The following is a 25,382-nucleotide window of genomic DNA, read 5'->3' on the forward strand; positions in this document are numbered from 1 at the left end:
ATGAGGGCACTCAACCAGAAAATGCTGCGGGACCTGTGGGGGATGTGGGGGCAACTCCTCGCGATCACGCTGGTGATTGTGGCCGGCGTAGCTACGTATGTGGCCATGACGAGTGTGATGGACACCCTGCAGCACACGCAGGAAACCTATTATGACGAGCATCGCTTTGCCGAAGGTTTTGCCACGGTGACGCGCGCGCCTCAGCGTGTGCATCAGCAGCTGCAGGAGGTGCCCGGCATCAACGAGGTAGAGACGCGCGTCACGGCCGGGGCGCAGCTGGAGATTGCCGACTTCGACGAGCCGGTCTCCGGGACCATGGTCTCGGTGCCGGAGGGCCGTCAGCCGCGCCTCAATCAGCTGTTCCTGCGTGAGGGCCGCCTCGTGGAGCCGGGACGTGACGACGAGGTGCTCCTGAACGAGGTCTTTGCCGAGGCCCACGAATTGCACCCCGGCGACGAGATTATCGCCATCATCAACGGGCGTCGGCACGCGCTTACCGTCGTCGGCATCGCGCTATCGCCCGAGCATCTGATGCAGATCCAGCCGGGAACGCTCTTTCCTGACCCGGAGCGCTACGGCGTGCTGTGGATCGGAGCGCGCACGCTGGCAGCGGCCTACGACATGGACGGGGCCTTCAATGACGTCACGTTTACGCTCGCGCCAGGAGCATCTGCCGACGATGTGCTGGACCGTGTCGATCATCTGCTCGAACGGTACGGCGGCGTAGGAGCATACCCTCGGGCCGACCAGCCCTCGCATGCACTCCTTACGGAGGAGTTCAATCAGCTAGAGGCAATGTCGACGCTCATTCCTGGCATCTTCCTGCTTGTAGCAGCGTTTTTGCTCAACATCGTGGTTGCGCGGCTGGTCAATCTGCAGCGCGAGCAAATTGCCGTTCTTAAAGCGTTTGGCTACACCAACCTTGACGTGGGATGGCACTACACAAAGCTCGTGCTCCTCGTCATAGCTGCTGGATCCACTGCCGGGGTCGGACTAGGCATGTGGGCCGGAGAGGCGCTCGGAGACGTCTATCTGGAGTTTTTCCGGTTTCCGTTTCTCGAGTACACGCTGGAGCTCTCGGTACTACTGACGGCTGTGTTGCTAACGACCGCTGCCGGCCTGATTGGCGTAATCACCGCTGTGCGGCGTGCCGTGCAGTTGCCCCCGGCTGAAGCCATGCGTCCGGCTTCGCCTCCCACCTATCAGCCCACGTTCATCGAACGCATCGGGCTACAGGATTTTTTTGACCAGCCTACGCGCATGATCCTGCGCAACCTTGAGCGCCAGCCGATCAAGTCTGTTCTCACGGTAATCGGCATTGCAACCTCCTGTGCGATTTTGATCATGGGCCTCTTCTTCACCGACGTCATCGACTACGTGGTGGAGGTGCAGTACGAAATCGCACAGCGGGAGGACGTGACGGTGACCTTTACCGAGCCCACTTCGGCCGCCGCACTCTATGAACTGAAAAGCCTCGATGGCGTGCAGCATGCCGAGCCCTTCCGAGCAGTGCCCGTGCGCCTCCACCACGAACACCGAAACTATGACACCGCCGTCGAGGGCATCCCGCCCGAGCCGTATCTGCGCCGTATCATCGACCGAGAGCTCCAGCCGATATCCATTCCGCCAGAGGGCCTGGTGCTCACCGAGGGGCTCGCCGACATCCTCGAGGTGGAGCCCGGCGACGAGCTGCTCGTGGAGGTGCGGGAAGGCCAGCGCCCCACGCGGTCGGTGCCGGTCGTCGGGCTGACCCAGCAGTTTATCGGAATTGGCGCCTACATGAACCTGGACGCCGTCCACCGACTCACGGGAGAGGGGCGGGCGATTTCGGGCGCCTTCCTGATGACCGACGAGCACTACGAGACGGATCTGATGCATACGCTGCAGGATCGCCCACGGGTGGCAAGCATGATTGCCCAAGAGCGGGCTATGGAAGCTTATCTCGATACGTCGGCGGAGACGATTCTCGTGTTCACCTTTGTCCTCAGCATCTTTGCAGGGATTATCGCCTTCGGGGTGATTTACAACAGCGTGCGCATTACGCTCTCGGAGCGCGATCGCGAACTAGCCAGCCTGCGCGTACTCGGATTTACGCGCGGCGAGATTGGCTATATCCTGCTTGGTGAGATGGCCATCCTTACGCTGGTGGCCATTCCTATCGGTTTTGTGCTCGGAGCGCTCGGAGCGGTAGGCATCATCGAAGGCATTCAGACGGAGATGTACCACTTTCCCCTCGTGCTGGGAGCGGGTACGTTCGCGCTGGCGGCGGCCATTGTGCTCGTCTCGGCCGTGGCCTCGGCGCTCATCGTGCGTCGTAGGCTGAATAACTTGGACCTCATCGGCGTCCTAAAAACCAGAGAATGAAAGCCATGATTACGCTCAACCGACGCAGCATCATATTTATCGTGGTTGGCCTGCTCGTGCTTACCGCTGTCGTGTACGGCTTCTGGCCCGATTCTGTCTCCGTGGAGACGGCAACGGTCGAACGCGATTCGCTGGAGGTCGTGGTCCAAGAAGAGGGACAGACGGAGGTCGAAGACCGATACGTCGTCTCGGCACCGGTGGCCGCCATAGCCCGCCGCATGGTCGTGGAAGCCGGCGATGCCGTGGAAGCGGGCGAGCCCGTCGTCGAACTGGAGGCGCCACACGCGTCCATTCTTGACCGCCGGGCCCAGTCGGAGGCGGAGGCGCGCGTCGAGGGGGCGGAAGCCGCCGTGGAGCAGGCTGAGCGGCAGGTGGACGCCGCCGAGGCCGTATCCGAGCGTGCTCAGGAAGAACGCCGCCGCGTGGAGCGCCTCCACGAGCAGGGGTCCGCCACACGCCGGGAGATGGAGCAGGCGACCGCCGAGGCGCTCCAGGCACGAGCCCGTCTGGAGTCGGCCCGGGCTGCTGTCGTCAGCGCGCGCGCCGACCTGCGCAGCGTCGAGGCCATGCTGGGCGGCGGAGACGCTGAAGGAACGGTCGCGTCCACGCTGCGCGCGCCGGTGTCCGGGCACGTCCTGGCCGTTCATCGCCCCAGCGAGGGTCCGGTTGCCCCGGGCGAGGCGCTCGTCGAGGTCGCCGACACCGAGCAGCTCCGCGTGCGCATCGACGTACTCTCGCAGGATGCGCTGCGCATCGAGTCCGGCACGCGCGTGCGACTCGACCAGTGGGGTGGCGACACCACGCTGCAGGCCACCGTTGAACGCGTCGAACCGGAGGGGCGCACCGACGTCTCGGCCCTCGGCGTCGAGGAGCAGCGAGTAGGCATCATCGCGCAGCTCGACAGCCCCCCGGCCGACTGGGAGCGGCTCAGCGCCGGCTATCGGGTCGTGGCGGAGTTTGTCGTGTGGGAGGGTGCCGACGTGCTGCAGGTTCCCACGGGCGCGCTCTTCCGGACGGAGAACGGCTGGGCTGTGTTCGTCGTGGAGGGCGGACGGGCCGAGCGTCGCCTCGTCAACGTGGGTCAGCAGGCAAACCTGCGCGCGGAGATCGTCTCCGGACTCGAAGAAAACGAAACCGTCATCGTGCACCCGGGTAATGACGTCGAAGACGGCGTACGGGTGCGGCCTCGGGGCTGACGAACTACTTCTCTTCAATTACACGCATAGACCCATGGCTTCATTTCTGATTGTATACGGCACCGGCGAAGGGCAGACGACCAAAGTTGCAGCCCGCCTTGCCAACACCCTGGAAGCGCGCGGGCACGCCGCGACGGCGCGCAACATCTCCGAAACTGGAGCAGCGATCGACCTCGACACCTTCGACGCCGTACTGGTGGGCTCGTCGATACACATCGGCCAGCAGCATGCCGACATCCGAACGTTCGTGGAGACCCACCGAGACGCGCTCCACGAGCGACCGACGGCCTTCTTTCAGCTTTCGCTCAATATCGTCGATGCACGGTCCGAAAAACGGGCCGAAGCCGCTGGATACATAGACACCTTTCTCAAAACAACGGGCTGGCATCCCGATCGGATCGGGCATTTCGGCGGCGCGCTCCGCTACTCGAAGTACGGATTCTTGAAGCGACTCATGATGAAGCAGATCGCCAAGCGGGCCTCCGGCGACATCGATACCTCGCGCGACTACGAGTATACGGACTGGGCCGAGGTGGAGGCCTTCGCGAACGACTTCGCAGCGTTCGTTGAGGGACGGCTCGGCACAGCATGAGTGGCACGTATTTCTCTGCAGAGAGCAGTATGAGTGCTCCACATCAGAGTAACAGAATCGCCGATCAGGGAGCAATTTGCACCAGGGGGATGACCTTAAAGGTCCTCGGGGAACGCCACACGCATGGGGCGTTCCGGACGTGGAAGCAGGCCTACAGGCACTCTACTACAGTTCGAGGATCGGCGGATACAGACTGATGTGAAACCGGGCCGAGGTCAATACAGATAGTATCTGGCTCGTGAGGGTAAGGCCGCAAGCAATGTGCAACGTAGGAAAGCCCAAGCGACGTCACCGTTCAGCGTTGATCAATTCTCGAAACGAAGAAACAGAGGGGTAGGTGACATGGGAACGACGACGAACAATTCGATCTATCGCCGGTCAGTTTGGCGAGTCGGAGCGACGGCCGTTCTTCCTGCTGTCAGAGAAGCCCGGATCTGATTATTTTCGTGTGGCTGTGCAATTTATCCAGTGGTTCGCATGCGTCTCATTCATCTTGGATGGTGGAACGACCAATTGTATCTGTGGGGCGAAACGTCGGACGAGGAGTTTCGGGTTGATGAGTCTGAGCCAGATCACCTCATTCGCGCCTGTCGGGCTGATGTGTTGACGGACCTGCTGGACGAGCGTGGTTGGGCTGTAGACGAAGAGCCGGACACACTCGTTGCGTGGCTGCCCACGGTGGGTGGTGCGGCTGTGCCGTCATCGGCGATGCTGGAGGAACCTGACAGCCGTCGAGACAACGGAGCCGAGGCGACCCTTGCCCCGTGGAAGGTGCCAGCGCTGCCTCTCGACCGGGCGGCGGTCGTTGATCTTCTTGCAGGCAGTCACGACCGCCGGATGTGGGCCCCCGGCCAGTTGCTTGGAAGCGATCTGACCTACTGGACTCACGTGGTCCGCTTTGCAGGGGCGCTGGTAGCTCGCGAACAGTTCCTGCCTGGTGTGCAAGAGCGCAACGGAACCTACCGGGCTCGCTGGGAGCCCGTGGTTCGGGGGGAGGAGACTGAACGAATGTCGGCCCTCGTCAATGCAATGCCTCCCGCATGCCGGGCTCTCTCCCAATCGAACGAAGAGTCCCCGCCGACGCCGCCCCGAACGGTGTTTATGAGCGTACTCGGCGACCTTGTCGATTTCATCGTCCGGTCGGGGCACCGGGGCCAGGCACCTGCCCCCCACCGTGCCCCGGCCTCCTTCGACAGCCTGCACGACCAGTGGCTCCACGCCCTGCGTACCCCCGACGGACGGATGAAGGGCAATACGAAAGAACTGACGCACCTGGCCGGGCAGTTACGGGCGTGGCGGCGACGCATTGAGGTAACGGCTGGCGCCCCCTTCCGCCTCACGTTTCGTCTGGAAGAGCCCGACGGAACAGGAGCAGACGACATAACGCAAGATGCTGGCTCCTGGCAGGTTCGCTACCTGCTGCAATCGACAGCCGACCCCAGCCTCCAGATTGATGTAGCAAATGTCTGGGAGCCCGATGCATCAACGAGGCGCGTCTTTAAGCGGACGGACTTCCGGCCTGCGTCGTACCTGTTTGCCGCCCTCGGGCAGGCCATGGGCGTGTGGCCCGCCATCGAAGAGAGTCTCAAGCAACCCAACCCGGCAGGCATAGAATTGGACACGGCGCAGGCGCATGCCTTTCTGCGCGAGTACGCCCCGCTGCTTCGACAGGCAGGCTTTGGCGTACAACTGCCCGCGTGGTGGAAGCGAGGACGGACGAGGGAGCGCCTTTCCACAAAGGCCAACGCAACAACTCCGGACATGAAAGCCAAGGCCGGACTCTCCCTCAAGACCATCGTTCAGTTCGACTGGGAGGTGGCCCTCGGCGATCATGTGCTCTCGCGCGAGGAGCTTGACGAACTGGCCGAAATGAAAACACCCCTGGTCAACCTGCGAGGCGAGTGGGTGGAAGTGGATCTCGATGCCATCCGAGAAATGGTTGATCGTCTCGACCGGAAGGATACCGACCGCTTTACGGTTCGCGACGTGATGCAGATGGCCCTTGGGGCGGAGGACGGCCCCGCTGGGCTCCCTGTCGAGGACATCTCGACGAGCGGGCAACTGGGCGACCTTCTCAATCGTCTTGAGGATGGAGATACCATCGAACCGCTGTCCGAGCCAGACGGCTTTGAGGGCACGCTGCGTCCCTACCAGAAGCGCGGCTACGCCTGGCTCGCCTTCCTGAAGCGGTGGGGGCTGGGCGCATGCCTCGCCGACGACATGGGGCTCGGCAAAACCGTGCAAGCCCTCGCTCTCTTACGACGCACCTACAACGGTTACGCAGAGAACGGCTCCGCAAAAGATGGCGATTCCGAAATATCCCGGCAGCCGAGTCTCATTGTATGTCCCACCTCGGTGGTAACCAACTGGAAGAAGGAAGCCAACCGGTTTACGCCCGACCTGTCTGTGCTCGTCCACCACGGCGGTGACCGTACCTCGGACGAAGAGGCTTTCACAGAGCAGATGGCCAATCACACACTGGTGGTTACCAACTACGCGCTTCTCCGTCGCGATGTGGAGCTGTTTCGGGCCATTTCGTGGGACACCGTTGTGCTCGATGAGGCGCAGTACGTCAAAAATCCGAGTGCGCAACGCACACAGGCGGCCCGGTCGCTTACCGCCCAACATCGCATCGCCATGACGGGCACGCCGGTGGAGAACAATGTTGGCGACCTGTGGTCAATCATGGAGATTCTGAATCCGGGGCTGCTGGGAAGCCAGGCCTCCTTCAAAAAGAAGTTCTTCCGGCCCATCCAGAACGAGCGCGACGAAGAGGCGATGCACCGCCTGAAGCGCATCACGGGTCCGTTTATCTTGCGCCGCGAGAAGACCGATCCCAAAGTCATCAACGACCTGCCGGAAAAACAAGAAATGATCGTTTACACCTCACTAACCGAGGAGCAGGCATCGCTCTATCGGGCAGTGGTGAAGGAAACGACGGCGGCACTGGAGGGGGAAAAGTCGGAGTTGGATATGGAGCGGCGGGGCCTCGTGCTCTCGACGCTCATGCAACTGAAGCAAATCTGCAACCACCCGGCCCAGTACCTGCACGACGATTCGAAAATCGCGGACCGGTCGGGCAAGCTGGCACGGCTGGTCGAGATGCTGGAGGAAGTGCTCGCAGCCAACGAACGGGCGCTCATCTTTACGCAGTTCACCGAGATGGGGGATATGCTGAAGCGTCACCTGCAGGAAACATTCGGACGCGAGGCGCTCTTTCTGCACGGCGGGGTCACCCAGGAAAAGCGGGACCAGATGGTGGAACGCTTTCAAGAGGCCGACGACGCACCGCCCTTTTTTCTGCTCTCGCTCAAAGCAGGCGGTACCGGACTCAATCTCACGCGGGCCAACCACGTCTTTCACTACGACCGCTGGTGGAACCCCGCTGCGGAGAACCAGGCCACCGATCGCGCTTTCCGGATTGGGCAGACACGACGCGTGCAGGTCCGCAAATTCGTCTGCGCGGGCACGCTCGAGGAGCGAATCGCCGAGATGATCGAACGAAAAAAGAGCCTCGCTGATCAGGTGGTCGATGCGGGCGAAGGCTGGGTCACGGAGCTCTCGACCAACGAATTGAAGGATCTCTTCCGGCTGCGAGAGGATGCAATGTGATTCGTGCTTCTCACGCATCACAGTCGCTATACGCAGAGATACACCGTCACAAATAAACGAAGCCCATGAGCTGGTACCAACACTACGAACGTACGGAGCCGCGCACGGTGAAGGGCGGGATCAAAGCCAAGTCGAAGCGGGGCGCGTTTGGAACGACCTGGTGGGGCGAGCGCTGGGAGGAAACGCTGAAGGGCTTTGGTATCACCAACCGCCTGCAACGGGCGAAACGCTATGCGCGAAAAGGGCAGGTGCTTTCCATCGAGGTGGAGAAAGGACGGGTTACCTCGGAGGTGCAGGGGTCGCGCTCCGATCCGTATGAGATCACCATCCAACTGCAACCCTACGACAAGACCGAGTGGGACGAGATCGTTGAGGCGTTTCGGCGCCAGCCGTACTTTGCGGCGGCGCTGCTCGCAGGAGACATGCCGTCTGGCGTAGAAGACGTGGTCGAGCGCGCCGGGGTCACGCTATTTCCTGAGCGGGAGGCCGACCTAAAGACAGACTGCTCCTGCCCGGATTGGTCGAATCCCTGCAAGCACATTGCGGCGGTGTATCTCCTGCTTGCCGAAGAGTTCGACCGCGATCCGTTCTTGCTCTTCCGTCTGCGAGGGATGCGACAGGGCCCGCTCATGGATCGCATTGGCGGCAGCGATACTCCCACCGATCCCGACGCCGCATCTGCCAATGATTCGGCGCTCGACGCTGCACCGCTGCAGACTGACGGATTCTGGGACGCCCCCAACGTGCCAAGCAACACGTACGGATCCGTCGAAACGCCATCCACCCACGCTTCCCTCCCGAAGCAACTGGGCAAGTTTCCGTTCTGGCGATCTGAGATGGACCTCCTGGAGACACTCAAACCGATGTATGAGGTAGCATCGGATGAGGGCATAAAGGTGTTCGAAACGAAAGAAGCGTTGGCGGAGTCGCCCTGAGGCATCACGCAAAGAGCAAGCGGATGAACGAGCAAAAGGAGGGTATGCAGAAGGGTGCCGAGCTGTGAGCAACAGCCATGATTTACGACTGATGCGGGCCTGCTCGTTTCGCCAGGGGCCTTCGCCTCAACGTATAGGCGCTCCGCCTAACCCAAACAATTTCGCTTTTCATCCTGTTGGGGCATCGTTCCTTGCCTAATTTTACTCTTCTCGTCGCACCGTTTTTTATGGCTGCATCTGATGCCCTCCGCTCTCTCCTCACCACACAACTTGATGCCACCGTGGCCCGCCGGTCCCACACGGAGATACTCCGGGAGATTCCCGCCTCCGCCCGGGGCGTGTTGCCCGATGGGCTGCCCGAGGCGTATTCGCTCTGGCAGATCCTGGAGCACATGCGACGTTCACAGGCCGACTACCTCCGGTACTGCACGGATCCCGACTATACCTTTTCGACGTGGCCAGACGACTACTGGCCCAACACGCTCGGACCGCCCAGTGACGCGGCCTGGACCAAGAGCCTCGACCGGTTTCAAGCGGATCTGAAGGACGCAAAAACGCTCGTGAACGATCCGTCTATCGACATTGCAGGCGAGATTCCGCACGCCAGCGGGGTAGGCTACCACAGCACCCGGTACGCTGAAGAAATCGGAAGCATTGCGGACCACAATGCCTATCACCTCGGGCAGGTGGTTACGGTGCGCCGCTTACTCGGCGTCTGGCCCCCTTCCAATCTTGAAGAAGCGGATTGGTCCGCGCCAGAATGAGCCCATGGTACTGCTGTATCAGAGGTGATTCATGAGGTAAAGCATGGCCTCTCATTTTAGAGTCATCCCGGCCAAGGCGCCCTGGCGCCGCAGAGCCGGAATCGTTTGTGGTATTGCATGACAATCATCCGCTTTCGCAATGGAGCGCACCAAACTCCCTCGCACCGCCTTCGCATCCCCCGACGCTCGTCAGCAGGCCCTGGATGCCTGGGCCGAGGATGCGCTCGATCGAATGCTCACTCACCTGTCGAATGCAGCCGCGCGATCTCCGCTCCCCGACCGCGACGACAATTTCGGGGTTGAGGAAGCGTCCATCGTACCCGAGCAATCGGTGCCGGAAACCGCACTGCTCGATGAGGCCGAGGCGCTGATCCAGGATGCGATGAATCCGGCGCATCCCGGCTTTATGGGACACATGGACCCGATGCCTGCCACGGCGTCCGTACTGGGCGACTTGATGGCTGCTGCGGCGAACAACAACATGCTCAGCCAGGAGATGGCTCCGACCTTCACCCGGCTGGAGCAGCAGGTGACCCGCGGGCTGGCCCGGCGCTTTGGACTTGGGTCGAAGAGCGGCGGCGTAATGACGAGCGGCGGCTCCCTGGCGAATCTGCACGCCCTGGCGGTGGCCCGAAACACGGCGTTTCCCGATGCCCGTCGCGCCGGTGTCAGCGATCGCTCTCCCGTTCTCTTTGCGTCGGAAGCCGCGCACACCTCCATTCAGAAGGCCGCGATGCTGCTCGGGCTGGGGACGAACGCTGTCATTCCAATTCCGACAGATGCACAGCGACGGATGGATCCCGCTGCACTTCGAACGCGCATTCAGGCGGCAGACCACGAAGGGAAGGAGCCGTTCTGCGTGGTTGCCACGGCGGGGACGACCACGACCGGCAGCATCGATCCGCTCGACTCCATTGCGGATGTGGCGGATGAGCACGGGCTCTGGCTGCACGTGGATGCGGCCTATGGCGGAGCCCTCACTTTTTCTGACACGCACCGCGAGCGTCTGAACGGCATTGAACGGGCCGACTCGATCACATTCAACCCGCAGAAGTGGGCGTATGTCGCAAAGACGTGCGCGATGGCGCTCTTCCGCGACCTACCAGCCATGACGGATGTATTCCACATCGAAGCACCCTACATGCGCGAGGGCACCGACGTTCATAACCTCGGCGAGATGAGCGTGCAGGGCACCCGCCACGCCGATGTGCTCAAGCTCTGGATGACCCTGCGCCACCTCGGGCGTGCGGGACTGGAGCAACTTATCGACGAGAGCTACCGCCTGACTAAGCACTTCGTTGATCGCGTTGAAGAACGTCCGGAGTTGGAACGGGCCACCGAGCCCGAAATGAATCTCGTCTGCTTTCGGGGCGTGCCGGATAGGTTCGGAAGCACGGCTCACGATCAGTGGAACGCCGACTTACAGCAGTATCTCTTACGCGAGGCCAACGTGTTTCTCTCGCTTCCGCGTCTCAACGGGCGCAACTGGCTCCGAGCCGTCCTCCTAAATCCGTTTACGGAGTCCGAGCACGTGAATCGGCTGTTCGAACACGTGGACCGCTTTGTCGCTCAGTCGGAAAGTAAGGCAGTATGAACAACCATTCGCAACAAATCCAATCGGCAATGAGCACACCACACGAGTCCACACACCATGACGCCCCGCCCGCTCTCACCATTGCGGGCATCGACCCGAGTGGAGGGGCCGGGCTGGCCGCCGACCTCAAAACGTTCGCCGCGCACGGCACATATGGCATGAGCGTCCTCACCGTGGCCACCGACTGCACGACCGAGGGCGTGACCGATGTGCACGCCCTACCCCCGGCGTTCGTCCGCCGCCAGCTCGAACGCGTGGTGGATGACATCCCGCCCGCCGCCGTAAAGACGGGCATGCTCTTCAACACGGCGATCATTGAAACCGTGGCGCAGGCTGCTGCGGACCTCGACCTGATGCCGCTCGTCATTGACCCGGTGATGACGACGCGGCGTGGCGAACCATTGCTCTCGGAGGACGCCGAGGCGGCCCTGCGTACGCTCATTGGGAAGGCCACAGTGACCACCCCGAGTCTGCCGGAAGCCGAGCGACTGGTAGGAGCGAGCATTCAATCTCGGGCGGATACGGAGGCGGCTGCCCGGGCCATACACGATCGTCTGCATCCGGCACATGTCGTCATCACGGGCGGACATGCCTCGGACGAGACAGCTGCCGACTGCTGGTACAATGGCGACACGATCCAATGGTTGGAAGCCGACCGTCAGCCGTACGCAGTGCATGGCGGCGGCGACACATTCTCGGCTGCTCTCACGGCGGGACTCGCACAGAACCTGGAGGTTGAGGCCGCGCTTCGTCGCGCCAAACGATTTGTCACACGGGCCATTCGCCAGGCGCCGCCGCGCGGGGCCGGTCATCGTCCGCTGGCCCTCGATGGCCGCACCCACGCGTTCGCATCCCCCAATGAATGACACCCGCAATGCCTAACACTGCTGACGTACTCATCCTGCAACACGTAGCCCCGGAGCCGCCAGGCCGCATCCGACACGCGCTTGATGCGCACGGCTGTTCGCATCACACCGTACGCATCTTTCGCGATGATCCGGTGCCGGAGACGCTCAACGCCGATGGGCTCGTCATAATGGGCGGCCCCATGGGCGTGGGCGACATCGACAGGCGTCCGCATCTGAAGCAGGAAATGGCGCTCATCGAACAGGCGCTGGAAGCGGAGATTCCCGTGCTCGGCATCTGCCTGGGGAGTCAACTGCTGGCGCACGCACTTGGGGCAACGGTGCGACCCGGAGCGGAGAAAGAAATTGGCTGGCACGAGGTTACCCTCACCGATGCAGCGGCAACGGATCCGCTCTTTAAGGATGTTGAGCCGTCATTCACCGCGTTTTACTGGCACGGCGATGTCTTTGACCTGCCCGACGGTGCGGTGTCGCTGGCTCGTAGCGCGCAGACGGCACATCAGGCGTTCCGCTATGGCGAGCACGCGTACGGCCTGCTCTTTCATCTGGAAGTCACGCCTTCTCTTGTCGCGAGCATAACGCGCGCCTTTGACGATGAGCTTACCGCCGAGGACCTGAACGGCGCTGCGATCCGAGATGCGGCCTCCGACCATGCCGATTCCCTTCACGCCGTGGCTAATACTGTCTTTGGGCGGTGGGTACGGCGCATCCAGTAGCATACTCCAGGCGGTGGAGGAGCGTCCCGCAGCGCTGAGCCGGAGTATGACTGGAACTTGTTCGCTTACGTGCGGCTACGCTATCCGCATTTTCCCTTCAACGCTTATTAAAGGAGACATCTTATGCCCGATGCCGATGCGCAGCAAGAAGTTGTCGAATCCGTCGAAGCTGTTTTTAGGGACACCGTTGGAGCCCATATCCAGGGAGCGCTCATGGATCATACCCTCAAGCTATGGCGCGATTTTGCGGCCGAGGTGGATGTGAGCCGCACGCAAAAACCAGAAACGTGGGCCGCAGCGCTGCTTTACGCATCCGTACGGCTTCGACTCGAACCGATCAGCCAGAACGATGCCGCCGAATGGTTTGAGGTGTCGTCGGTTACCGTGAGCACCAAGTACCGCAAGATCGCGGAAACGCTGGATTTGGTTCTGCTGGATGAGCGATACCTGCCCGAGGCCCAGCGGGCTGTGGCCCGTCGAAGATACCCTTCGACGCCCGACGATCTTCCTCTTGTGGAGGCCCCCACCGAGCTTTGGACATTTAGATTGGGGCCCGAGGATAGCATGGGTATGGGATTTGCCGCTTTTGAGGCCGCAGAAGAGCACATTTTCAGTGGATGGGATGCATTGGCTCAAAGTGATCTTGAGGAGGCTGAGGCGCATTTCCAATCTGCACTCGACGAAGATCCGTGGCTCGTCGATGCGTACAATGGGCTCGCAGCAATCGCTGAAGAGCGAAATGACTTCGAGACGGCAGGGAAACGCTATCAAGAGGCCTACGAGCGGGCCCGCGAGATGCTGGCCTCCGAATCCCCTGATGCGTACTGGTGGTGGAGCGAGCTCAGCACGCGTCCGTACATGCGGGCTCGCGCCGGGCTTGCTTCTATCTACTGGTATCGCCAGCAGTACCGCGACGCGATCGACGAATACGAAGCGCTGCTTCGCCTCAATCCTGGTGACAACCAGGGCGTGCGCCACCTTATCGGTCCGTTGTATCAGTTTGCCGGTGATCTGGAGGGGGCGCTGGAGCACTATCGGATGTACGAGGAGGAGTACCCCGATGACTGGGGTGATCCACATCACACGTTTTCGTGGGGCCTGGCTCTTCAGCAGGCAGGTCGTCCCCGGCCTGCGCTGAAGAAGTGGTATGAAGGCTTCTACCAGAACATATACCTCGCTCCGCTTTTGCTGGATGCCCCCTTACCTCCTGAGAACATTCGCCCCTTCAGCAATCTTGAGTACCCGTCGTATGCCCGATCATATCTCGATAGGTATCAACCACTCTGGGCTGAGGCTACAGACGCCAAACAGATGCTGGGTCGTCTCTGGAATGACCCCGATGTGGAGGAGGCCCGCACGCAGTGGGTGGACCTCGGCCAGCAGATGCAAGTGATTGCAGAAGGAACTGATCGCGATTAGAACACCCAGGAACGGTGGGGGCGGATCGTGGAAAAGCGCCGGGCCATTGCCGACAGGCCGCTCTCAAAAGCGGTGCGGAAACGAGTGGCCTCTCATGCATAGGTCATGCTGAACGCCGCGAAGCCTCTCAGCGCTGTACGGTCGGGATGCTCTGCTGGCAGGCGTGCAAGAAGGTGCTCCGCCTGTACGGGGCGTGCCGGGCCTGTCATGCTGGCGTTGAGATCCTTCCGCTTTGCGGCGTCAGGATGACGCATGGTGGGAGGCCGGTGCCTGACTCATAAAGCGCCAACTTCCGTTTCCAGTCATGCTGAACGTAGTGAAGCATCTCAGCACCGTACGGTCGGGAAGCGGTGCCGCTAAGCTGCAATGGGACGTCATGTGTGCACGGGGTGTGCCGAGCCTGTCGTGCTGGCGTTGAGATCCTTCCGCCTAACGGCGTCAGGATGACTCCGGGGTGTGGGGGATGCCTGGACGAATGGCACTGCCTTCCCACACAGGTCATGCTGAACGTAGTGAAGCATCTCAGCACCGTACGGTCGGGAAGCGGTGCCGCTAAGCTGCAATGGGACGTCATGTGTGCACGGGGTGTGCCGAGCCTGTCGTGCTGGCGTTGAGATCCTTCCGCCTATGGCGTCAGGATGACGTGGAGTGTAGGAACGTGCTGACTTGAGGGCACAAGCTTCCCACCCAGGTCATGCTGAACGCCGTGAAGCATCTCAGCGCCGTGTGGTCGGGGCGCTCTGCCGACGGGCGTGCAAGGGGACGCTCCGTCTGTATGGGGCGTGCCAGGCGTGTGATGCTGGCATTGAGATCCTTCCGCCTGCGGCGTCAGGATGACTCCGGGGTGTGGGGGATGCCTGGGCGACTGCGCTGCCTTCCCACCCAATGTCATGCTGAACGCAGTGAAGCATCTCGACGCCGTACGGTTGGGGTGCCCTGCCGCCAAGCGTGCAAGAGGGCGATCCGCCTGTACGGGGCGTGCCGAGCGTGTCATGCTGGCGTTGCGATCCTTCCGCCTGCGGCGTCAGGATGACGTGGAGTGTAGGGAGGTGCTGACTTGAGGGCACAGGCTTTCCACACAGGTCATGCTGAACGCAGTGAAGCATCTCGACGCCCTACGGTCGGGATGCTCTGCTGGCAGACGTGCAAGAAGGCGATCCGTCTGTACGGGGCGTGCTGAGGGTGTTATGCTGGCGTTGAGATCCTTCCGCCTGCGGCGTCAGGATGACGTGGAGTGTAGGGAGGTGCTGACTTGAGGGCACAGGCTTTCCACGCAGGTCATGCTGAACGGAGTGCAGCATCTCGACGCCGTACGGTTGGGGTGCCCTGCCGCTAAGCGTGAAAGGGGAGCCGCTCCGCCTGTACGGGGCGTGCCGGGCCTGTCGTGCTGGCGTTGAGATCCTTCCGCCTTGCGGCGTCAGGTTGACTTGTAGTGTAGGGAGGTGCTGACTTGAGGGGACAGGCTTCCTACACGGTCATGCTGAACGGGGTGGAGCATCTCAGCGCTCAACTTCATTGCGATACACCGACACGATCACCTCACGGCGTTCAGTGGCACGAGCCTCACGCTTCATGCGATACGCATCCAGCAGACGTTTTGAGACGTGTGCACGGACAATCTGCAACGCCCGGAGTGAATCGGGCTCCTCTTCCAGCGCGTTTTTGAGGCGTGTGGTCGTATGGCGAGGAATAATACCGTCCTGGAATGCGCGAATCACGTCTGTGATATACTGGCGATCAGCCTTGGTGAATCGCTGATGCCTGCGCATTGCGCTTGATTTCAGACGGCGCACCACTTTTTCCTCGTTGGAGAGGCCCCCTGTAGCTCCTTGTGATGTATCACGGGCCACCGCCTGTTCAAACGCTGTTCGATTCCGTTCTAAACAGTCATAGAAATCATCGGGGAGCGCAGTGCGTGGGGTATCTGGAACGCATGCAAAGGCTTCAGCCGCCTCGAAAAAGGTGAGCTCATGCGCTGCTTTGGGCGTCCCCAGAAAGAATTGCTTCAGTGCGCCACGCCGGAAGAACGTGAGCAGTCCGTATGGTCCCTCAGATGGATTCCAGGCTGTGCGCGCTTTCTTTGGCAACTTCTGAATCCGGTCGAAACGCTCAGGGTCGTTGTCGCGCACGGTGCGCAATAGCTGCAGGTATTCGAGTTCCGACGCGATTTCGTCTTCGCCCTCGTAGGTTGATGCCGTGTTCAAGCGTTCGTACAACTCAGCCCCAAACAACTCATGCGTAGACACCTCTTCCTCATCAGTCAGATACTGCGCGTCTTCGCCCAGCGTGTCGTGAAAGGCTTGAATCTTCCCCTTAATGTTAGCCTCCAGGTTGATCTGGGCGTCTGCCTGGTCGGTCGGGAAGAAGTTGTAGACGTAGATGTTGTCGTGCGCCGTCCCTACACGGTTGATTCGGCCCACACGCTGAAGCACGCGCGTTGGATTCCACGGTAAGTCGTAGTTGATGACGGTGTTGGACTCGTGCAGGTTGATGCCTTCCGCCAGTACATCGGTTGTGATGAGCAGTCGATAGTCGTCACGGGGATTAGACGCGGTCGGATCGAAGTTCTCGGCAATGCGCTGCCGAGCTCGATTCACGCCAAGGGTTCCGTCGGCGTCGCGTCCACCATCACTCGAGTAGAACAAGACCTGCCCCGGCATTACGTCGTTGAGCGCCTCAAAGAGATATTCGCCCGTTTCCGCAGCTTCGGTAAATACAAGCAGCTTCCCTGTGCTGAGTATGTCGTCGGAGTGCAGTTGCTCGCGAAATGCATCCAGCTTCGGATCGTGCGTAATGGGCTCCCAATCTGCCTGGATCGATCGCAGCACCTGAAGGTCGCGCTGCACGGCTTTCATGAGGCCATCGGTGAACGCCTCCGCGGGATATGCCGAGACACGATCGGCCTCGATAAGCGCATGCAACCGGTCGGTGCGGTCGTTGTCGAGCAGGTCGAACACATCCACATCTTTACCGAGATACACCGTGCCTGAGGCGTACATCTCGATAAACCGCTCGTACGATTCGATAAAACGGGCCAGCGTTTGCTTAAATGCGTGAAAACTGCTCTCCAACCGCTTCACGATGATGCTTTTCATGAATCCACCAATGTTACGCTGCGACTGCTCCTGCAGCGGTGTCAGCTCGCCCGTGTAATACAGCAGCGGGGTGTAGCGTGCATACGCAAAGTCCTTGAGCCGCTCGATAGTGCGCCGGAAAACCTGCTCAAGCTCGTCGTCGAACGCGTAGATGATGCGACGTGGCGCCGCCAGGCTGGGAAATGATACACCTTGCTTGTCGAGGTCCTCTTCGTAGTACCTCTCAATCTCGCTACGTGTGCGCCGGATCATCACATGCTTCAGCACGCGATCGCGCACGGCTTCGGAGACCTGCTGGGCTGTAGCTTCGTGCTCGGGCGATTCGTTGGGGTGCTGGTTCAACGCCCGTGTTTGCTGCTTAAAGAACCGCTTGAGGTCGGGCACGCCGGGAATCGTACTGCGGCGCGGCGTCTGGAACAGCTTCAGCAGGCTGTAGAGATCGCTGATGGCGTTGTTAAGGGGCGTTGCAGATACGCAAACCACCTTTTTCCCAAAGCAGATCTCGTGCAGCATCTCGTATCGCTGCGTATCCTCATTGCGAAACCGATGCGCCTCGTCCAGCACAATGGTGTCGTAGCGATCTGGGTCGCGGTGTAGCACCTGCTCCAGCTTCCCGAGCGACTCGACCCGGCATCCGCGAATCCCAAAATCGAGAAATGCCTCGCGCCACTGCTCTTCCAGCACGGGGGGACAGATTACGAGCGTGCGGCCTTGAATCTGCTGCAGGAGCATGGCGGTGATGTACGTTTTGCCCAGCCCCACCACGTCGGCAATGAACACGCCGTTGTGGGCTTCCAGAATTTTGCGCGCTGCGGTCACGGCCTGGGTCTGGTACTCCAGTTCCATGAAGCCCTCGGGACGGTATAGCCCATCATCCCGCGATTGATGGTCCAGGTTAATGTCTTCCTCGAAGTACTCGTACAGGAACTTCAGGTAGATGTCGTACGGGGTCAGCGCATCGTTGAGCCAGGTGCGCTGCTGCATCGTGTCGGCCACATCAGGCGTGACCTCGACGCCCTCCTCCCAGAGCGTTTCAAACTGCTGCAGGGCGTACCGCACATCGTGGGGCTGCTTCAGCTCCACATTGAACTCGCGCTGTCCCACCAAACCCGACTCCGAGAAGTTGCTGGACCCGGTAATGACGTGGCCAAAATCGCGGTCGGCTTCGTGGTATCGCCCGATGTACACTTTTGCGTGCAGCGGAGCCGGATATGCACGAATCTGCAGTTTCCCTTCATGCAGAAACCGCATGAACGCGCGCAAGCCCTGTTCGATATCGCGTTGTTCGTTGGCCGCCGCAATCTGCTGAATCACGTCTTCGGTAACCTGCGCACGGGTATCGGCATGCGCGGCAAAATCCATCGCTTGCTGCCTGCGGTGTATGTCGAGCAACTGCCCGGTGGTGCGTCCGGTAGATAGCCCAACGAGCAGACGGATCTGGTCGACGTCGTTCAACGCTTCGTGGAGCCGGTGGAACCCGCTAAAGCGGAAGTAGCCCACCAGCACGTCAAAGTACTGCACATCGCTCAGGGTGTCGACAAAGCGATGGTAGAGCGATGCCTCTGCTTCGTTGGTAAAGAACGTGAGGTCGGTGGTACGAAGGGATGCGGAGGGGTCTGACATAGACGGACAGTGCGGCGCGATGTGAGGACTCGATGCGTCGTTCAACGTAGCACACAACGGGTTCGAGTGCAACTGAAGAGCACCCCGAAATATCAGAGAACCCTCCTGTCGACCGGTGTACAGGGGTGTAGAGGGGGTGCTCCGCCGCCAAGCGTGCGACGAGCCGCTTTGGGTGTGAGGAGCGTGCCAGACCTGTCATGGTAGCGTTGAGATCCTTCCGCCTTGGCAGCGTCAGGATGACGAGGGATGGGGGGCAGGTGCTGGGCTTGCAAATCTCTCCGCCTTTCCCGCCAGTCATGCTGAACGAAGTGAAGCATATCAGCGCCGCACCGATGGCTGCCTCGTTGGCAAAGCGTGCAAAGGGGCACTTTGCGTGCCGGACGTGTTGAGGTGGCGCTGGCATCCTTCCTGACGGCGGTTTGGCGTCAGGAAGACGGGCGGATATGTCTTCAAAACCGAGAACAACTGCTTACTCATTCCGCCCCAACTCCATTCAGAAGGGATTAATCATCCTACAGCCCACGACGAAATACTTCTAAACCCCGTACCAGCACAGGGTCTATCCATCGGCTGAAACGGTCGCGCACCTCAGGTAATGTCTCACGATAATTAAACGAGAAGGTGTCATCAACAAGCGGTTCAAAGTCTGTGATGGGGGCACCCGCATTTTCCTGGTTATCATCTTTACGATAGAAGCATGCGGTAGCAACCAGAAGACCACGAAACTCATCTCCAATGCCATGGATCGAGATTAAAATTTCAGAGCGGCCATCCAACTCAATACCGAGGCACGCCCAGTCGTGGTGACTCCCCAAGTTTGCGTAATAGTCTAACTCTTTAGCTACTTCTACAACCTGATAGCGATACCAATGCTGTCGTTCTGATCCGTCAGATCCCTCGAAGGCAAAGGATCCGAAGTCGGTCTCAGAAGGCACAAACGTGCGAAGCTCCTCTTCAAGTTGTTCAGAAAGCGAATCGAGCTTTGCTTTTGCATCCTGTCGCAAGCGCCCTGCATATTCTTTTGCTCTTCTACGCTCTTGGGTGAGCTCGTCTTTCCGCTTCTTGAACGTATCCTGAATCGATCCGATGACACTGCTGATACTTCGCTCTGTGCTTTGGACATCTCCAATGATGCCCAACGCTTTCGTCAATGCCTTCCGCTCTACATTGCTGAACAGGCGAACAAGCGGTCGCAAGTCGCCATAATCCGCTGCTTCAAGGGCTTCGATATAGTCGCTTCGTATCTCGTTCGTAATAACGAGTGGTAACCATCCCGCCTTCAGAAAAATCAGCGTGGCAAGTGAGCGAGCTACACGTCCGTTTCCATCCTGAAACGGGTGTATCTGCGTAAATCGGTGATGGAGCCAGGCCGCTTCAACCTCGGGCGGAACCCCACTTTCCATATGCTCCCTATGGAGCGTGATAAGCCGATCCATTTCGGCATCAACATGTTCAGGCGGACAGTATTCATGAATATGGCCGTCCGCGCGCTGTGGATTATTGGGGCGCCGCTTGTACTCGCCTTTGAGAAGCCGCACCTCTACAAGATTCCCATGGGGATCAACGGCTTCTGTCGTATCCTGATTGCGCGTAAGCTCAGCGTGGAGTTCTTTGATATATGAGTTGGAAAGCGGTCGCTCGTTTGCCACGAATGAAAAAAGACCTTCTACGGCACGGTGCTGATCTTGGATAAGGCGTGCCACCTTTTGTGGGTCTTTATTCGTGGAATTATGCCCGATAAGCGCTGCGTCAACGCCTCGCTCAATAAGCAATTGGGTTGTGCCCTGATCGAGGGTGTAAAGCCGTTCGATAATGCCCGTTTCAATCGCCCACTGGCGACGCAGCCGCTCATTGAACTGTTTGACGGCATCTATCTCTTCCAACTCGTCGCGCTGTTCTTCCCACACTTCAGACAGCGACCTCAGTTGCGTATCTGCCAGTTCATTCGGCGTCGTTTGAAAGTCTTGAATCGGATTCCAGCGGTACGACGTGGTCTCTTCTTTGTCCATTTGGTCAGATCGGAGATGGTTCATTGTGGATTGCAAGCGTAACTAAAGACTGATATGAACGTGCATGCAAAATGCAGTGTTGAACGTCGATGCATAGGTTAGAGTAGTCATGCGGTGCTCAATAGGGTTTCCGACCGTAAAGCCTCACGAATTGCGTAACTGAGCGCTGCCTCGTTAACTCTTCCCTCAAAACGAAATCGTCTGCGGAACCTATCCTCTCCCAATTTACGAATTGAAGGGCCAAGTAAGCCGAGAAGGAATGATGACGAAATTACATACACGTCTTCAGGAATACGGACTGCAATCTCCCCTTCTGTCTCATCAATCCCATCCAAACACGTCGATTCACGCACCGCTTTCCCGCGTGGACGTCCAGACAGTACAGGGGCATCGCTATCTCGGTGGTCATCAAGATCAATTACTTTCATCGTGACCACCGCTCTGTTCAAAATTTGACGTTGGAGATTAGATTCTACGCTTCAAAAAACCAGTTTATTTTATGCACGTTCCCCCCATCCCCGTCATGCTGAACGCCGTGAAGCATCTCGGCGCCGCACAGTTGGGGACGCGCGCATGCCTACCCGTCAACAGCATCCGCGGTGGCGGCTTCGACCAGGGCGATCTCGGCGTCGCTCAGGCCGTAGAGGGCGTACACGAACTCGTTGATATAGGCATCGGCCTCTTTGGATGCAGCTTTGAGTTCCTGTGATGGTTCTTCCCTCGACAGGAAAAAAAACCGATCGTGTAAATATAATTGTTGCTCCGCCCAGTAAGCCAGTTCTTCCTTCTGCGACTCCGTCAAATCAGGAATGGGAAATCGCTTGACGTAGGGCGTTTGCATGCCCAGTGCTCCACCGCGGTACTGGTTCGCTGTATTGGTAAAGAAAAACCATGCGACCCGTGCGTTCAGTAACGCGAGCAGATGCATACCGGCATCGGGGATTATGAACACTTTGTTGTTGGCATAATAGCCTTCATCATCCCATGTAAATGCTTGATACGTAGCAATTTCCTGATACAGAATCTTCGGGCGCTCAAACTCTTCGTAGTACGAACAAGGGCGCAGTTCCCACCAGTATTCGCCCTGGTCGTGGCGTTTCCGGGCGCGCTCTTCGTAAGGAGCTAAATGTTCTGCCAGCGCCGGATAGGTGTCCGCAAACCACGTCCATTTATCAGCATCGTTGGGCGCGTTCTGATTCGTCCATCCGTTTGGTATTGCGATTATGTGACGGCGCGGTTCGGGCGGCTGGTAGCGGTTGATGTCGCGGCCTTTCAGGAAGGGTTTGATGAGGTCGGTGCTGCCGGGGTCAGCGTCAATCAGGTCGCGCCGCGTATCCGCGTCAATCACGAACGCTTTGTTGAGTCCGGTTTTAATGCCGTAGTAGATGCCAGTATCACGCGTCTCCAGATAGTCGCCCAGCGGGGTGCCGGTGTCTTGCATTGCGTCCAGCAGGCGCTGGGTGCGCTTGTTGACGAGCGACCAGCCTTTCGGGTGGAGCGAGCGCGTAAGCACCTCGAAGCGGTTGTTCTGCACGTAGGTGGGCAGGGCATCGTAGTCGAGCGCATCGACCTCCACCGCCTGAAACGCTTTGTTCGGCCCGGCCTTATGCATCCGCACGATGCACGGATACGCGGTGGTGCCCTGAAACACCGGCAGGTCGCCAAAGTCGATGAGCTCCACCAGGCGCTTGGTTTCCATATAGCTGCGCAGGTGTTTGCCGTAGCGCGCCCGCATCCACTTGTTCGATACGATGTAGCAGAACACGCCGTTGGGGCGCAGCAGCTGCATGCCGCGCTCAATGAAGTAGACGTAAAGGTCGGCACTGCCGTAGTAGGTGCGGTTGTACTGCGTTTTGTAGGTCTTTTTTTGGGATGCGGAGAGCGTTTCCTGGCGCACGTAGGGCGGGTTGCCAATGACAATGTCGAAGCCCTCTTGCGCCTTCCATACCGCGCCGAAGTGGATGCGCATATCGAAGCCGTCGTTGCCCATGAGCGTGTCCAGCAGCGCATCGATTTCGTCTTGCAGCCGCTCTTTCTCGGAGGGGTAGGCCGTGCTCACGTAGCGCTCCATGAGCGTATAGAGGCGTTCCTCCTGTTCGTTATTCGCCAGGGTGCGCTGCATCTGACTGAGCGCATCCCCCTGTACAATTTTGTAGCGGAGGTTAGGCAGCGGCTTGATCTGCGTGAAGTCGTCTTCGTCGACCACGAGCGAGAGCCACAGGCGCAGTTGGGCAATGTCTACCGCGCTGGGTTCGATGTCGACGCCGTGGATGGTGTGCTGAATGGCGTGGCGCTTGAGCGCATAGGCCGAGCGGTCGGTGTCGTCGTCGAGGTAGGTAGCCAGCACACGGCGGGCCTGCACGATTTCTTGCATCATGCCCACCGGAAAGGCGCCAGAGCCCACTGCCGGATCGCAAATTTTGAGATCCGCCAGGCACCGGTCCAGGTCGGCGGCATGGGTGCGAATGGCGGCGGGGGCGCGGTAGGTGCCGTCGTACTTGCCACCGTCGGGATGGCTGCCGCTACGCACACGCCGGTCGTGTTCGCGCCAGCTCTGCCCCTCGCGCACCAGCGCCGTAAGGGCGGCCCGGTCTACGGTTTCGGTGTAGGCGGATCCAGAGAGCGTGCCCTGCGCCCCGGGGGCCGGGCCAAACGCGTTCTGCTGACCGGAGTGCGTGCCCAGGCTGGTTTCTTTTGTGTTGAGGGCGCTGTCGAGGTGGTCAATGAGGCTTTCCTGGCACATGTAGTGCACGATATCGCGCGGCGTGTAGAAGGCGCCATGCTCCTTGCGCTCGCTCACGTCGAGCATCTTCTCGAACACCTTGCCGAGCATTTCGGGATCTACGGCCACTTCCTTATCGAGCGGCTCGTCTTCGCGCACGGTAAAGTTGTACCGGTCGAACGTGTCGAAGATGGATCCAAACACGTCGTTGGGGAGGTCGAGAGCTACGCGTCCCCGCCGAAAGTCGTTAAGCGGCTGAAAGAGACCCCCATTCAGGAACGGAATGCGGCAGTCCAGGCGGCCAAAGTAGTTGCCGCGTCCCCGATCGGTGGCCAGCGCGTCGTAAAAGAGCGGGTCGAGAATGTCGGCGTAGAACGCGTCATAGGCGACGTATTCCTGATCGTAGAGGCGACGCAGAAAGTCAGTCGGTCCGTCGCCCCAGTCGTTATGCTGACGCACGCCGAGCCATCCTTTTTTCTGGAGGAAGTAGAGAAAGACGAGCTGGCCCAGCAGCTTCTTTGCGAAGTCGGCCGGTGCAATGGTGCAACGCTCGAACTCCTGCTGCGTGGAGGGATGCGCCTGGCAGGCGGCCCGCACCGCATCGGCCAGCTCCAGATAGTGGTCGCGGTACGCTTCGAAGAAGGCTTCGGTAACCACGTCGAGGTCGAACGCCGTGTGCAGCGCATCGAGCGTGGGGCTGGATTCTTGCTGTACGAGCCCCTCAAACTGACGCTCGGGCGTGTGGGTGGGCTCGTCGGGCCCGACCAGAAAGGAGTAGCGGACGGGCGTAAGTTCTTTTTCGGTGCCCACGGTGCCATCGTCGGCAATGACGGTGCGATACTCGAGCTGCACCAGCGAGAGCCGCCAGGCGTCGGTGCCCTCGGCGTAGTAGGCGACGAGCGCAGCTTCGCGGAACGGGCGGCTGTCGTCATTGAGGTACGTAGCCACAAAGTTGCGCTGCATGGTACGAGCGCGTTCAAGCTTACTCGGCGCATTGAGCTTCACAGCCAGCACGTCGAGTTCTTGTCCGCTTGGGTCAACGTACTTGGCCAGCCGCTTGTACTGGGCGATGTGCTCGCGGAAGGCGGCGTAGATCATTGAGCCCGAGCGGTGCCCGCGGTGCTTCATCTCGGCCCTCACGAGCAGGTTCTGCACGAACTGCCGCACGGTGGCTTCGTCGTAGGATTGCTCGAACGTGCGAGTGATGAGGCGCCGGGCTTCGCGAGTGGTCATGTAGACATGCAAGACAGGTGGAGCGGTAACAATGTAATCATGTGAATGAGACATAGGTCGGATGGATCCAATCGCAGGAGATGCCTCTCGTCTTCGGTCTCCGCGCAGAGGGGTTGTGTCCTACAAGGAGGCGCGTGCCGGGCGTGTGATGCTCGCGTTGAGATCCTTCCGCCTTGCGGCGTCAGGATGACGTGGAGTGTAGGAACGTGCTGACTTGAGGGCACAGGCTTCCCCCACAGGTCATGCTGAACGGGGTGAAGCATCTCGACGCCGTACGGTTGGGGTGCTCTGCTGGCAGGCGTGCGAGGGGGCGCTCCGTCTGTACGGGACGTGCCGGGCCTGTCGTGCTGGCGTTGAGGTCTTTCCGCCTTGCGGCGTCAGGATGACGTGGAGTGTAGGGAGGTGCTGACTTGAGCGCACAGGCTTCGCAGACAGGTCATGCTGAACGCAGTGAAGCATCTCGACGCCGTACGGTCGGGATGCTCTGCTGGCAGACGTGCAAGAAGGCGATCCGTCTGTACGGGGCGTGCTGAGGGTGTTATGCTGGCGTTGAGATCCTTCCGCCTTTCGGCGTCAGGATGACACGGAGTGTCGGGATGTGCTGACGTGAGGGCACAGGCTTTCCACACGGGTCATGCTGAA

13 protein-coding genes are annotated in these 25,382 nt (G+C 60.0%); 10 read left to right on the plus strand and 3 right to left on the minus strand.

The window, feature by feature from the left end; all coding sequences use genetic code 11:
• From ACZ5AL_RS12680 to ACZ5AL_RS12725, 10 genes are all read left to right on the plus strand, one after another.
• Positions 1–2,364: an ABC transporter permease gene (locus tag ACZ5AL_RS12680; protein ID WP_464510831.1), complete on the plus strand. Its 2,364-nt coding sequence runs from the start codon at positions 1–3 to the stop codon at positions 2,362–2,364.
• Positions 2,365–2,369: 5 nt separating this feature from the next.
• The gene (locus tag ACZ5AL_RS12685) at positions 2,370–3,560 is read left to right on the plus strand and encodes an efflux RND transporter periplasmic adaptor subunit (protein WP_464510832.1); all 1,191 of its coding nucleotides are present in this window, start codon (positions 2,370–2,372) and stop codon (positions 3,558–3,560) included.
• A gap of 34 nt (positions 3,561–3,594) precedes the next feature.
• A complete protein-coding gene (hemG, locus tag ACZ5AL_RS12690; protein WP_464510833.1) occupies positions 3,595–4,152 on the plus strand; it encodes a menaquinone-dependent protoporphyrinogen IX dehydrogenase in 558 nt (185 codons plus the stop codon).
• A gap of 477 nt (positions 4,153–4,629) precedes the next feature.
• Entirely contained in the window at positions 4,630–7,764 is a 3,135-nt protein-coding gene (locus tag ACZ5AL_RS12695) for a DEAD/DEAH box helicase (RefSeq protein WP_464510835.1), read from the plus strand.
• Positions 7,765–7,829: 65 nt separating this feature from the next.
• Positions 7,830–8,699: an SWIM zinc finger family protein gene (locus ACZ5AL_RS12700; RefSeq protein WP_464510836.1), complete on the plus strand. Its 870-nt coding sequence runs from the start codon at positions 7,830–7,832 to the stop codon at positions 8,697–8,699.
• Positions 8,700–8,926: 227 nt separating this feature from the next.
• On the plus strand, positions 8,927–9,463 hold the full coding sequence (locus ACZ5AL_RS12705; protein ID WP_464510837.1) for a DinB family protein: 537 nt from the start codon (positions 8,927–8,929) through the stop codon (positions 9,461–9,463).
• A gap of 139 nt (positions 9,464–9,602) precedes the next feature.
• On the plus strand, positions 9,603–11,057 hold the full coding sequence (locus ACZ5AL_RS12710) for a pyridoxal phosphate-dependent decarboxylase family protein (RefSeq protein WP_464510839.1): 1,455 nt from the start codon (positions 9,603–9,605) through the stop codon (positions 11,055–11,057).
• Positions 11,054–11,923 carry a bifunctional hydroxymethylpyrimidine kinase/phosphomethylpyrimidine kinase gene (gene thiD / locus ACZ5AL_RS12715; protein WP_464510840.1) on the plus strand — a complete coding sequence of 290 codons (870 nt, stop codon included), beginning with the start codon at positions 11,054–11,056 and terminating at the stop codon, positions 11,921–11,923. The genes ACZ5AL_RS12710 and thiD overlap by 4 nt, the downstream gene beginning before the upstream one ends.
• A gap of 8 nt (positions 11,924–11,931) precedes the next feature.
• Positions 11,932–12,639: a type 1 glutamine amidotransferase gene (locus ACZ5AL_RS12720; RefSeq protein WP_464510841.1), complete on the plus strand. Its 708-nt coding sequence runs from the start codon at positions 11,932–11,934 to the stop codon at positions 12,637–12,639.
• 123 nt (positions 12,640–12,762) lie between these two features.
• Positions 12,763–14,058 (plus strand): tetratricopeptide repeat protein, encoded by a 1,296-nt coding sequence (locus ACZ5AL_RS12725; RefSeq protein WP_464510843.1) that lies wholly within the window; start codon positions 12,763–12,765, stop codon positions 14,056–14,058.
• Between the two features lie 1,499 nt (positions 14,059–15,557).
• Here ACZ5AL_RS12725 and ACZ5AL_RS12730 read toward each other — a convergent pair.
• From ACZ5AL_RS12730 to ACZ5AL_RS12740, 3 genes are all read right to left on the minus strand, one after another.
• A complete protein-coding gene (locus ACZ5AL_RS12730) occupies positions 15,558–18,776 on the minus strand; it encodes an SNF2-related protein (RefSeq protein WP_464510844.1) in 3,219 nt (1,072 codons plus the stop codon).
• Positions 18,777–19,288: 512 nt separating this feature from the next.
• On the minus strand, positions 19,289–20,809 hold the full coding sequence (locus ACZ5AL_RS12735) for a Fic family protein (protein ID WP_464510846.1): 1,521 nt from the start codon (positions 20,807–20,809) through the stop codon (positions 19,289–19,291).
• Between the two features lie 553 nt (positions 20,810–21,362).
• The gene (locus ACZ5AL_RS12740; RefSeq protein WP_464510847.1) at positions 21,363–24,794 is read right to left on the minus strand and encodes an Eco57I restriction-modification methylase domain-containing protein; all 3,432 of its coding nucleotides are present in this window, start codon (positions 24,792–24,794) and stop codon (positions 21,363–21,365) included.
• Positions 24,795–25,382: the final 588 nt, after the last annotated feature.

It is taken from the genome of Natronotalea proteinilytica (assembly GCF_055379935.1).